Below are 11,700 nucleotides of genomic sequence, written 5' to 3'. Positions count from 1 at the left end.
GTCATTTCTCGGTCATCACAAGGCCGCGGACAAGGAAACGCTGCAGAAGCGCGATCATCGCCAGCGGGATCAGCGATACGATCACGGCACCCGCCATGATCATCGGAAAGTCGGGCATCCGCCCGTCATTGTCGGGGGCAAGGCGGGCAAGGCCCACCACCGCCGTCTGCATCTCGGGGCGCGAGGCGCCGACCAGGGGCCACAGGTATTGCGTCCAGCCCGACAGGAAGGTCAGCACGAACAGGGCGGCGACTGAGGTGCGCGACAGTGGCAGCAGGATGTCCCACATGAACCGCAGCGGCCCCGCGCCATCCATCCGCGCCGCCTTGAACAGATCGCGCGGCAAGGTGAGGAAGAACTGGCGGAACAGGAACGTGCCGGTGCCATGCGCGATCAGCGGCAGGATCAGGCCCGCGTGGGTGTCGAGGATGCTCAGCTCCAGATGCAGCGGCACGCCGACCAGGTCCATCACCGCGTTCAGGGGCGAGAACACGTTGGCCGCCACCTGATAGGTGGTGACCACGCGGATATCCAAGGGCAGCATGATGGTCGCAAGGATGGCGGCGAAGGCCACGGCGGCCCAGCGGATGCGGAACCACACCAGGGCGAACGCGGTCAGGAACGACAGCACGCAGGTCAGCACCGCGTTGCCAAGCGCCACAATCAGGCTGTTGGCCATCTGCTGCGGGATGCGCGTTTCCATCCAGATGCGGCGGATGTTGTCGGGCAGATCGTTCCCCGGCAGCCAGCTTATGCCGTTCTGCAGCATCTCGGTATAGGAGTGGCTGGCGGTGGTGACGGCCAGATACAGCGGCCCGAGGATATAGACGATGCCGAGCGCGAGGATGATCGTGGCGGCAATGTTGATGGAACGGGCTTTCTCGATCATCTCAGCGCTCGTAATCGATGCGGCGGCCAAGGACGCCGAATTGCAGACCGGCAAGGATCAGAACGAAGACCATCAGGATCGCCGTTTGCGTCGATGCACCAGAAAGGTCGTAGCCGCGGAAGCCGTCGGCATAGATCTTGTAGACCAGCAGCGTGGTCGAACCGCCGGGTCCCCCTTGGGTGATCGTGTCGATCAGCGAAAAGGCCGAGGTGATGCTTTCCGTGAACTCCAGCACCAGCGTCAGGAACAGTTGCGGCGCGATCAGCGGAAGTTGCACGTCGCGGATCCGCCGCCACGGGCTCGCGCCGTCCAGCGCGGCGGCCTGATACAGCGTGTGCGGCACGGCGCGCAGGCCCGCCAGCAGGATCACGAAGTTGAAGGGAATACCGCTCCAGACATGGGCGGCGATCAGGGTCAGGAAAGCGTCGGTGCCGTGCAGACCGGGGTTCCATGCGCCGGGGAACCATGCGTTCAGCGGCGCCATGACGCCGACGAACGGGTTGAATATGAAGGCGAACACCACCCCGATGGACGCCCCCGCCACGCCCTTTGGCCACACAAGGATGTTGCGCGCCGGAACTGACAGGCGGATCTGCCGGTCGGCGGCGATGGCCAGCACCAGCGGCAGGATCACTGCCAAGGACGATGCCGTGACCATGAACACCAGCGTTCGGCCCGTCGCGGCCCAGAACTCGGGGTCGGCCAGCACGCGGGCGAAGTTTTCGAACCCCACGAACTGCGAGCCGCCACCGAAGGGTTGTTCCAGAAAGAACGACCAGTAGAATGCCTGAACGACCGGCGCATAGAAGAAAACGACGATCAACAGAAGCAGTGGCGCCGCCAGAAGGGCGGGCAGCCAGCCATTCGCGAAACGGGCGGAGTCGGAGGTCATGGGGCAGTCCTTGGGAATGGGCGGGCCACTCGGGCCCGCCGGTCAGGGCTTACGGCAGATCGGCGTTGCGGTAGGTCTGCTGGAAGCGGCGCAGCAGTTCGTCACCACGGCGTGCGGCGTTGTCGAGCGCGACCTGCATCGGCTGGTCGCCCGACCATGCCTTCTGGGTTTCCTCCATGAAGATTTCGCGGAACTGAACGTAGAAGCCCAGACGGATGCCGCGCGTGTCGGGGGTCGAAGGTTGGTTCATCGACTCGACGCCGATCTTGGCGGTCAGGTATTTCGGCGTATCGGCCTCGCCGCTGGCTTGAATTGCCGCCAGACCTTCGTTGGTCACAGGGACGTAGCCGGTGGCCGCCGTGAACGCCATTTGCTGCTCAGGCGCACGCAGGAAGTCGAGGAAGGCCTTGGCCGCCGCGATCTCGTCATCCGCATGGCCTTTCATGACATAGATGGACGCGCCGCCGACGAAGGTGTTGTGGCGTTCGTGGCCTTCATACATCGGAGCCATCGCGGCGGTCAGTTCGTATGTGTCGCCGAAGGCTTCCTTGGCGGCGGCGTAGCTGCCCGAGGATTGCTCCATCATCGCGCATTCGCCCGCGTTGAAAGCGGCGGTGTAGTTTCCGGCCTTGGTGTCGGCGGCGATGCGGACCAGACCCTCGTTCCGCCATTCGACCAGATTGGCCAGATGTTGGGCTGCGAAGGTGGTGTTGAAGGCATATTCGGCGTCCATGCCGTCGAAGCCGTTATGCTGCGTCGCGATCGGCAGCGCGTGACGGGCCGAGAACTGCTCCAGCACGCGCCACGTGTCGCCGTCCGTCACGAACGGACAGGCATGGCCTGCGTCCTTCAGCTTCTGCGCGGCGGCGATGATCTGTTCCCACGTCTCGGGGGTTTCGGTCACGCCTGCGGCTTCGAGTTGGGTCTTGTTGGTGTAGAACAGCAGCGTGGACGAGTTGTAGGGCTGCGCATAGAGCTTGCCGGTCGAGGTCTCGTAATAGCTGCGCGCGCCGCCGATGTAGTCGTCCCAGTCCACCTCGGGCATGATGTCTTCCACCGGCACCACGGCGTCCGAAAGCATCAGATCCAGCGTGCCCGCGTCGAAGAACTGGATCAGCACCGGATGCTGTTTGGCGCGATAAGCCGCGATGGCCTTCTGCATGCTGACTTCATAGCTGCCTTGGCCGACGCATGTGACGGTGTGGTCCGTTTGCGCGTCGTTGAAGGCCGCGCATTGGTTCTGGATCGCGACCTCGACATTGCCGGTGTTGCCATACCAGAACTCGATATCCGCCGCGTGCAGTTGCGGGGCAAGGGCCAGAAGGCCGGCTGCCGCCAGAAGGGTGGGTTTCACGGATCGTCCGCCTTTTGTCAGTGTCACACTTTTCAGGTGACTCGATTGTGCTTGGCGGAGAGTTACTCTTTACGTGTGACAGAGAAATGACGTATTGCTGTTGCCACCCGATAATTTCAGAAATGACCTATCCATGCGATACTGCCCCGACGCCTTGGTCTCGCCCGCTTTCCTGCGCGGGATGGATGACGGCGTGGTGTCGGGCAACGAACGCGCCATCCTGCGCCGCATCTGGCAGGCGCCCGACATCTCGCGGCGCGAGTTGACGGCTCAGGTCGATCTGACGCAGCAATCGGTCCACCGGATACTGGACACGCTGTCCGGTCGCGGGATCCTCTGCTTTGGCGCGCCGAAACCGGGCCTTGGCAGCGGCCAGCCCAGTCCGATGCTGCGGTTGAACGGGGATTACGCATGGAGCCTCGGCATCTCGCTCAACAGCGACGTAATCGACCTGTGCCTTCTGGATCTTGCGGGAACGGTGCTGGCGCAAGACAGCTTCGCGCTGGACGGGCGTCCGATGGACGCCTGCCTGACCGAGGTGGAACGCATTCTTGACGTGCGGCGCAAGGCGCTGCGGCTGGACCCTGCACGGATGTTCGGCATCGGCTTCGCCATCGCGGGCTTCCACCTCGGCGGCACACGGTTCAATGCCACCCTGCCGTTGCAGGAATGGTCGCTGATCGAACTTGGCCCGATCCTGTCGCATCGTTTTGGAGTGCCGGTCTGGTCCTTCAACGGAGGCAAGGCAGGCGCAGTGGCAGAAGCGATGTTCGGCGTCGGGCGACAGCACCGCCACTTCGCCTATCTCAGCTTCAACTACGGCTTCGGCGGCGGCCTGATCTGTGACGGAGAGCTGCTGGAGGGCGGCAACGGCAATGCGGGCGAATTCTCGCAGATGTTCGACGAGGAGGAGGTTCGCCGTCGCCCCGCGCTGCAACTGCTGATGGAGACGCTGAAGCGGAACGGCGTGGATGTTCCGACCATCGCCGCCATGCGCGAAGGGTTCGATCCCGCTTGGCCAGGCCTGGCGGATTGGGTCGATGAGGTCACGCCCGCGTACCGCCGTCTGATCAACGCGATCTGGGCGGTCTATGACCCGCAGGCGATCGTTTTCGGCGGCGAGGTGCCGCCCGAATTGGCGAAACTTCTCATTGATCGCACACGACTGTTTGGCGCGTCCCGATACGGCGCTCCGCGACCGAACCCTGCCCTGATCGTATCGAACATCGGCGCCGAGGCTGCGGCGATGGGAGCTGCGGTGAAGCCGTTCAAAAGGTGTTTCTACTAGGCTCCAGACTCATTGAGTTTCAGAGCCAGAACAAGACGGCGGCTGCGAGAGCAATGGCGGAGAAGAACGTCTCCGGGCCTCGGTCGTAACGGGTGGCGATCCGCCGCCGACCCTTGAGGCGTCCGAACAACCCCCGCGTCGGCAGCTGGAAGGGCACCTTCACCGCCCCGCCGGCCGAGGTGACCGGGGCCGTGCTGATCCTGCCGAACCTTGCCCCCGTGCCGCTGACGATCAAGGACCGCTGACGGTCGGGCCGCTTCAGGCCGGCCGCAACGAATGCCCGTTCGCGAACAGGTGCACGCGGGCGGGATCGGCCGTCAGGCCGACGGTGGTGCGTCGCGCTTGCCTGTGGATGCCGGGCAGCTTGGCGATCACGCCGGGCCGGTCGCCTTCGGCCACGAAATACAGCAGCGTCACCTCGCCCAGCGCTTCCACGTAATCCACATGACCCTTGTAGATGGCGGGCCCGTCGGTGGGCACGAAATCCTCGGGGCGGATGCCGATGTTGACCTGCCGGCCCATGGCGTCCGGCGGGGTCGGGATGGCGGACACGGCAACGCCGCCGGTTGCCAGAGTGACCTCGGTCTGCGCGCCCGTGGCGGTGATCTTGCCCGGCAGAAGGTTCATCGAAGGCGAGCCGATGAACTGGGCCACGAACTCGTTCTTCGGCGCCTCGTACAGCTCCAGCGGGGTGCCGACCTGGCTGATGCCCTTGTTGGCCAGCACCACGATGCGCGTGGCCAGCGTCATCGCCTCCACCTGGTCGTGGGTGACGTAGATCATCGTGGCGTCGGGCATGCGTTCCTTCAGCTGCGCGATCTCGATCCGGGTGGCGACGCGCAGGGCGGCGTCCAGGTTCGACAGCGGCTCGTCGAAGAGATACACCTTCGGGTCGCGCACGATGGCGCGGCCGATGGCGACCCGCTGGCGCTGTCCGCCCGACAGCGCCTTGGGCAGCCGGTCCAGATAGGGCGTCAGTTGCAGCGTCTCGGCCGCGACCTCGACCTTGCGCGCTGCCTCGGCCTTCGGGACCTTGGCGATGTCCAGCGCAAAGGCCATGTTCTCGCGCACGGTCATGTGGGGGTAAAGGGCATATGACTGGAACACCATCGCGATGCCGCGCTGGGCGGGGGGCGTGTCGTTCACCACCTGCCCGTCGATCTCCAGCGTGCCGCCGCTGATCTTTTCCAGCCCCGCGATCATGCGCAGAAGGGTGGACTTGCCACAGCCCGAAGGACCGACGAAGACCACAAGCTCCCCTTGCCGGATATCAAGGTCGATGTCCTTCAGCACGTTGGTCGCGCCATAGGATTTCGACACGTCGGTCAGCGTCACGTTTGCCATGGTTATCCCCCCTTGACCGATCCGGCGAGAAGGCCGCGGACGAAGTATTTCTGAAGTGAGAAGAAGACGATCAGCGGCACGATCATGGAGATGAAGGCCGCCGCCGTCAGCAGTTCCCAGTTGTTGCCGCGCGAACCCAGAAGCTCCACGATCCGGCCCGTCATCACCATCTGCGTGTCGGAGGTGCCAAGGAACACCTTGGCCACCAGCAGGTCGTTCCACGTCCACAGGAACTGGAAGATCCCGAAGGCCGCCAGCGCGGGCAGGGACAAAGGCAGGATGATCTTGCGGAAGATCTCGAAATCCGTGGCCCCGTCGACGCGCGCGCTTTCAATCACCTCGCGCGGGAGGCCGACCATGTAATTGCGCAGAAGATAGATGGCGAGCGGGAGGCCGAAGCCCGTATGCGCCAGCCACGCCCCGATATAGCCGCGCCCCAATCCAATGCCGTTGTGCAGCTGCAAAAGCGGGATCAGTGCCAGTTGCAGCGGCACGACCAGCAGCCCTACCACAATGGACACCAGCAGCGCCCGCCCCGGAAAGTGCATCCAGGCCAGCGCATAGGCGGCGTAGGCGGCGACCAGGATCGGGATCACCGTGGCGGGAATGGCCACCGTCAGCGTGTTCAGGAAGGACTGGCCCATCCCGTCGGCGTTGAGCACGGTGCCATAGTTGCCGGTGGTGAAGTCCGGCGGTTCGGTGGAGGTGACGAAAACGCGCAGCCCGCGCGGGGCCGTTCCGCCCGCCGTGTCGCCGGCGGCCACCTCGGGCGGGGTGAAGGGCCGGGCCTGTTCCAGGCGGTAGCTTCCGTCGGCATTGACGGTCAGCGTGCCACCGTCGGGGCGATCGGCAGTGTCACCGGCCGCGAATTCCTCGGGGGCCATCGGGCTGACGCCGAAGGCCACGACCTTGCCCGTGGCATCGCCGAAGACGTTGCCTTCCAGCACATAGGTTCCGCCGTCGTGCACCGCTGCATCGGGCGCGGCGGACCGGGCGGACCAGGATTCCTGCTGCGGCGTCAGCGATGTCCACCAGCCCGACGTCTGAAGCTGTTCGGCGTCCCGGAACGAGGAGATCAGCAGCCCGATGGTCGGGATCGTCCACAACAGCACCAGAAGAAGGACGGCGATGTTCAGCGCCCATGTCAGCCGCCCGCGTTTGCCCGCGATGTTCTCCATCTCAATCCCTTTCCCGGCTGGCGTTGCGGATGTTCCAGACCATGATCGGCAGCACGGCGATCATGATGACGATGGCGATGGTGGCGCCGCGGTTGAAGTCGCCCGCGCGGAACGACCAGTCATACATCATGTTGGCCAGAACCTGCGTGCCCCATTGGCCGTTGGTGATGGCAAAGACGATGTCGAAGATCTTCAGCACCATGATCGTGATGGTGGTCCACACCACGGCGATGGTGCCCCAGATCTGCGGCACCTGGATGCGCCGGAACACCTGCCAGGGCGACGCGCCATCCAGAATCGCGGCCTCGATCGTCTCATCGGGGATGCCGCGCAGGGCGGCGGACAGAAGCACCATGGCAAAGCCCGCCTGCATCCAGACCATGATGATCATCAGAAAGAACGTGTTCCACACCGGCAGCGTCAGCCAGGCCTTGGGCGCGAACCCCATCGAGGTGACGATCGCGTTCAGAAGGCCGATCTGGGCCAGCTCCTCGGCCCGAAATTCGTAGATGAACTTCCAGATGACGGCGGCGCCCACGAAGCTGATCGCCATGGGCATGAAGATCAGCGATTTCGCGGCCGCGCCCCACTTGATGCTGTCGGTCAGCTGCGCCGCGATCAGGCCGACAAATGTGGCCATGGTCGGCACGAAGATCAGCCACAGAAGGTTGTTCAGCAGGCTTTCGCGGAACTTCGGATCGTTCACCAGCCAGACAAAATTCTCCACCCCCACGAACTCCCCATTGCGCGAGAAGGCGAGCCACAGGGACGCGAAGACCGGATACACAAGGTAGACGGCCAGAAACAGGATGGCCGGCGTCAGGAACAGCCAGGGGCGGATGCGGCCCGACCGGCGCAGGTTGTGGGCGGCGTTCGTTCCGCGCGGCGGAAACAGGCGGTCCAGCAACAGGTTCGACAGCCAGAAATAGGCGAGGCATCCGGCCACGCCGACGAGGATGGTCACGGCGGCAAGGAGGATCTGGTTCATCCGTCGATACCTCCGGTGCGGGCCAAGCTGTCCCAGGTTTGTTCGATCATTCCGGCGGCCTCGGCCGCGGTGTCGCCCGCCACGTAATCGATCATGCCGGTCCAGAAGGCGGCCGCCCCGATCGCGCCCGGCATCAGGTCCGACGCGTCGAAGCGGAAGGTGTCGGCGTTCACCAGGATCTCTCCCATCCCGCGCAAGGTCGGGTCGCCATAGGCATCAAGGTTCGCGCTTTTCAGCGGCGTCAGGAAGCCGGTCTGCGCCATCCACACCTCATGCGCCAATGGAATGCGCAGGAATTCCAGAAACGCCTGCGCCACCGGCGTGTCGCGGGTGAGCGAGAAGGTCGTGCCCGCGCCCAAGACGGGCTGGCCCAGTTCCGGGCGGCTGGCATAGGGGGGCATGTAGAAGAAGTCGACATCGCTCCCGAACTCCGTCCCCGGGGGGAAGAACGATCCGATGAAGGACGCCTGATGCATCAGGAAGCAGCGCGGCGGAATGGCGAACAGGCCGGTCGGGCTGTCGCGGTGGTCGATCCAGCCGACGCCGCCCGCGCCTCCATCCACGAAGGCGTCGGTCTTGGCGAACCAGCCGAACTCCTCGATCGCGGCAAGGACGCGCGGATCGTCGAAGGGGATCTGGTGCGTGACCCACTGGTCATAGACTTCGGGCGTGTTCACGCGCAGCATCAGGTCTTCCACCCAGTCGGTGGCGGGCCAGCCGGTGGCCGATCCCGCGCCAAGCCCGATGCACCAGGGCGTGCCGCCGTCGGCCACGATGCGTTCCGTCAGGGTCTTCAGATCCTCCATCGTGCGGGGAACCTCATAGCCCATCGCGGCGAAGTTCTCGGGCGAGTAGAACACCAGCGACTTCACGTCGATCTTGTAGGGCAGGCCATAGACATGGGGTTGCCCGTCCGGGCCGGGGAAGGTGACCAGTTCCACCCAACTGTCGCCGGCGGCATAGTTCTCGCGCAACCAGGGGCCTGTGTCCTCGGGCAGGGGGGTCAGCTTGCCCTGCGCCGCCAGCCCGCGTGCCAGCCCCGGCTGCGGAAAGACTGCGATGTCCGGCGGCGATCCGGCTGAGGTGTCGATGACGATCTGCTGCTCGAAACTGTCCGAACCCGCATAGTTCACCGTGGCCCCGGTGGCCGCCTCGAAATACTCGAACACGCGGCGAAAGGTCACCTCGTCCTCGGCCGTCCAGGGGCCGGCGATGGTGACGCTCTGGCCACTCAGGTCATGACCAGTCTTGAAGGCCTCGTAGGACGCCCAGTTGAAGCGTGCGTCCTCACCCGGGGGGAACAGCAGGTCCTGCGCCTGTGCCGTGCCGGCGGCAAGGATCAGCGCTGCGGACAGCAGCGGATGTCGCATGGTGCCTTTTCCCCCTCAGGTTGCTGAGGGAAAGTTAGGTCCAGCAAAGAGCGTATCAAATCTTTGCGACAATCCCGGGAACATCCGGCCGCGTCCTCCCGTCGGTCATTTTCCGCCTGTGCCCGGAACCTGACGGAACATCGTCCCGCTCATACGGTTGTCACGTCGCTCTCTGTGAAAGGATGTCATGGCCGAGGAACATCATACGGACTTTCTTCCCCTGATGGAGGAACGGGCAACCGTGACGAAGGAAAAGATCGTCACGGGCCGGGTGCGTGTCAGCACGCACACGGAGGCGGTGGAATCGCTGGTCCCCCTCGAACTCGGGAGAATGGAAGTGGAAGTCGTACGGGTTCCCGTGGATCGCAAGGTCGACAAGGCCCCGGAGGTCGTTGTCGAAGGCGATCTGACCATCATCCCCATAGTGGAGGAGCGGCTTGTCGTTCTTCGCGAACTCTACGTCCGCGAAGAAATTCACATCCGACGTGTGGAACATCGGGACACGACCGAAGTGCCGGTCACAACCCGCAGGCAAACCGCTTCCGTCGAGCGGCTTCTTCCCGAAGACGACCGCTGATTCAATGAAATGACGAAAGGACGACCCCGATGACCTATGACACTGATATCGGCACATCCGGTGCAACCTCGATCTCCGCCCTGTTCGACAACCGTGCCGACGCGGACGCCGCCGTCGCGCGCCTGAACCAGGCCGGAGTGTCTTCGTCGCAAATCCGTGTGGAAGGCGACTCCGCCACCGGCACGACGACCACCCCCACCGCCACGACGTCCGGCGAGGACAAGGGCTTCTGGGACAAGCTGGGCGACTACTTCTTCCCCGATGAAGACCGCTACACCTATGCCGAGGGTCTGTCGCGAGGCGGCTACCTTGTGACGGTCACGGGCATCGCCGGTACCGAATACGACACCGTGCTCGACATCCTGGACGACGAAGGCACCGTCAACCTGGACGAGCGTGAAGCCAGCTGGCGTTCGGAAGGCTGGGGCGGATACGAATCCAGCGCCTATGCCGCGCCGGTGGCACGCCCGGTGTCCGACGTCGACCGCACCGATCTGAACCGCACGGATGACGACGTCATCCCGATCGTGGAAGAGCGTCTGCGCGTCGGCAAGCGCGACACCCAGCACGGCCGTGTCCGCGTCCGCGCCTACACGGTGGAAGAGCCGGTCAGCGAAACGATCGACCTGCGCGAAGAGCATGTCTCGCTGGAGCGTCGTCCGGTGGACCGCGACGTGACCGCCGCCGACACCTTCACAGACCGCACGCTGGAAGCCGAGGAATACCGCGAGGAAGCCGTCGTGTCCAAAGACGCCCGCGTTGTGGAAGAGGTCGGCCTGCGCAAGACCAGCGAAACCCACCGCGAGACGATCTCGGACTCGGTCCGTCACACGGAAGTGGAGATCGAGGACGACCGCACCGATCGTCCCGGCTTCGACACCACCAAGCGCTGATCACTGCCAGACAGTGTGACGAAGGGCCGGATCTTCCGGCCCTTCTGCTTTGCGCGGGTCAGTGATGGGGTCCGGGGGTGAACAGCGTGGCGAAGCAACGCCGCGCCTCCTCATGAGAGCCAAGGCCGCTGGCGGCCTTGAACGCTTCGGAATAGGCGATGCGGCGTTCGGCGGGCGGCAAGCTTCGCCATTGGGCTTCAAGAAAGGAAAGGGCGTCTTCGGTCGTGGCCACCCGCATTCCGTCGGGAAGCACCCATACAGGTCGCGTCCAGTTTGTCGTCATGTCCTGCCCCACATTTTAAGGTTGTTTTCGGAACAGACGAATGAAGCGTCAAGACGTTCCCGATGCGGCGCAGCTTCAACGAAACCGTGGCGGCAAAACCACAGGCGTTCGGGGGAGTATCACATTAAACCCATATAAAGTAAGGGAAAATCCGGTGACGGGTGCGGTCACATACTCGCACAAACAAACGCTCGATGCACACTGGTTAAGCTTCACCACACCCGCCACCGCGACCTAACGCACTTTCCTGAAATCAGGTTCCGCATGTTTTTCGAGAAAATGAACAACAAATCCGCTCTTCTTCCAAACGATCCTGGCCCGATTGTCCCGCAGCAATTCCATCCCATATATTCCAAAGCCGTCCGGTATCTTCCGTCCGGCCTTATGGAGGACCCCTCATGGGATCCGGCAAACCCGACACTCTTCCAAAATTGCAGAAAGTCGCCGTGACGAGCCCGCTGCAGGGTGAACCGCGGTCGATCTTCAACGCGTCCTACGGCGTCCCCGACACGGGCGCGACGCATCGCGCGAAACCGAAGCCGCCAAAGAAACTCGCGCCGGCCAAGCCTGCGAAAAGCGCGGCCGAAGGGATGTGGGGCGACATGCTCCGCTAGGCCTGTCCGGCCTCAGGGGCGCGCCTGACC

13 protein-coding genes and 1 pseudogene are annotated in these 11,700 nt (G+C 64.1%); 5 read left to right on the top strand and 9 right to left on the bottom strand.

What is annotated here, in order from left to right; genetic code table 11:
- Position 1: 1 nt before the first annotated feature.
- The 3 genes from ACSHZY_RS02260 to ACSHZY_RS02250 are packed head-to-tail and all read right to left on the bottom strand — an operon-like array spanning position 2 to position 3,135.
- A complete protein-coding gene (locus ACSHZY_RS02260; protein WP_435164783.1) occupies positions 2–889 on the bottom strand; it encodes an ABC transporter permease subunit in 888 nt (295 codons plus the stop codon).
- A gap of 1 nt (position 890) precedes the next feature.
- Positions 891–1,781 (bottom strand): carbohydrate ABC transporter permease, encoded by an 891-nt coding sequence (locus ACSHZY_RS02255; RefSeq protein ID WP_435164781.1) that lies wholly within the window; start codon positions 1,779–1,781, stop codon positions 891–893.
- A 49-nt stretch (positions 1,782–1,830) separates the two neighbouring features.
- Entirely contained in the window at positions 1,831–3,135 is a 1,305-nt protein-coding gene (locus tag ACSHZY_RS02250) for an extracellular solute-binding protein (protein WP_435164779.1), read from the bottom strand.
- A 133-nt stretch (positions 3,136–3,268) separates the two neighbouring features.
- On the opposite strand from ACSHZY_RS02250, the gene ACSHZY_RS02245 reads away from it, so the two are divergent.
- Positions 3,269–4,423 (top strand): ROK family transcriptional regulator, encoded by a 1,155-nt coding sequence (locus tag ACSHZY_RS02245; protein WP_435164777.1) that lies wholly within the window; start codon positions 3,269–3,271, stop codon positions 4,421–4,423.
- A gap of 19 nt (positions 4,424–4,442) precedes the next feature.
- Here the strand turns inward: ACSHZY_RS02245 and ACSHZY_RS02240 are convergent.
- Positions 4,443–4,553, bottom strand: a pseudogene (locus tag ACSHZY_RS02240) (IS5/IS1182 family transposase); the annotation flags it as partial.
- On the opposite strand from ACSHZY_RS02240, the gene ACSHZY_RS02235 reads away from it, so the two are divergent.
- Positions 4,537–4,668 carry a hypothetical protein gene (locus ACSHZY_RS02235; RefSeq protein WP_435164774.1) on the top strand — a complete coding sequence of 44 codons (132 nt, stop codon included), beginning with the start codon at positions 4,537–4,539 and terminating at the stop codon, positions 4,666–4,668. The pseudogene ACSHZY_RS02240 and the gene ACSHZY_RS02235 sit on opposite strands and share 17 nt — an antisense overlap.
- 13 nt (positions 4,669–4,681) lie before the next feature.
- On the opposite strand, the gene ACSHZY_RS02230 is transcribed toward ACSHZY_RS02235, so the two are convergent.
- Genes ACSHZY_RS02230 through ACSHZY_RS02215 form a run of 4 tightly spaced genes read right to left on the bottom strand, consistent with a single transcriptional unit; the run spans position 4,682 to position 9,303 of the window.
- Positions 4,682–5,767: an ABC transporter ATP-binding protein gene (locus tag ACSHZY_RS02230; RefSeq protein WP_435164771.1), complete on the bottom strand. Its 1,086-nt coding sequence runs from the start codon at positions 5,765–5,767 to the stop codon at positions 4,682–4,684.
- A 2-nt stretch (positions 5,768–5,769) separates the two neighbouring features.
- Complete coding sequence (locus tag ACSHZY_RS02225) at positions 5,770–6,945, bottom strand: carbohydrate ABC transporter permease (RefSeq protein WP_435164768.1); 1,176 nt, start codon at positions 6,943–6,945, stop codon at positions 5,770–5,772.
- Position 6,946: 1 nt separating this feature from the next.
- Positions 6,947–7,933, bottom strand: coding sequence for a carbohydrate ABC transporter permease (locus ACSHZY_RS02220; protein WP_435164766.1), 987 nt, complete (start codon positions 7,931–7,933; stop codon positions 6,947–6,949).
- On the bottom strand, positions 7,930–9,303 hold the full coding sequence (locus ACSHZY_RS02215; RefSeq protein ID WP_435164763.1) for an ABC transporter substrate-binding protein: 1,374 nt from the start codon (positions 9,301–9,303) through the stop codon (positions 7,930–7,932). The genes ACSHZY_RS02220 and ACSHZY_RS02215 overlap by 4 nt, the downstream gene beginning before the upstream one ends.
- Before the next feature lie 223 nt (positions 9,304–9,526).
- Between ACSHZY_RS02215 and ACSHZY_RS02210 the strand changes: the two genes are divergently transcribed.
- Together ACSHZY_RS02210 and ACSHZY_RS02205 are read left to right on the top strand one after the other, a co-directional pair.
- Positions 9,527–9,880: a YsnF/AvaK domain-containing protein gene (locus tag ACSHZY_RS02210; RefSeq protein ID WP_435164760.1), complete on the top strand. Its 354-nt coding sequence runs from the start codon at positions 9,527–9,529 to the stop codon at positions 9,878–9,880.
- Between the two features lie 29 nt (positions 9,881–9,909).
- A complete protein-coding gene (locus tag ACSHZY_RS02205; protein ID WP_435164757.1) occupies positions 9,910–10,773 on the top strand; it encodes a YsnF/AvaK domain-containing protein in 864 nt (287 codons plus the stop codon).
- Positions 10,774–10,831: 58 nt separating this feature from the next.
- On the opposite strand, the gene ACSHZY_RS02200 is transcribed toward ACSHZY_RS02205, so the two are convergent.
- Positions 10,832–11,056 (bottom strand): DUF982 domain-containing protein, encoded by a 225-nt coding sequence (locus ACSHZY_RS02200; RefSeq protein WP_435164754.1) that lies wholly within the window; start codon positions 11,054–11,056, stop codon positions 10,832–10,834.
- Positions 11,057–11,487: 431 nt separating this feature from the next.
- On the opposite strand from ACSHZY_RS02200, the gene ACSHZY_RS02195 reads away from it, so the two are divergent.
- Positions 11,488–11,670 carry a hypothetical protein gene (locus tag ACSHZY_RS02195; protein ID WP_435164752.1) on the top strand — a complete coding sequence of 61 codons (183 nt, stop codon included), beginning with the start codon at positions 11,488–11,490 and terminating at the stop codon, positions 11,668–11,670.
- Positions 11,671–11,700: the final 30 nt, after the last annotated feature.

This window comes from Falsirhodobacter sp. 1013 (genome assembly GCF_051195255.1).
GTDB lineage: Bacteria > Pseudomonadota > Alphaproteobacteria > Rhodobacterales > Rhodobacteraceae > Falsirhodobacter.
This window is presented reverse-complemented; position numbering and strand designations above follow the sequence as displayed.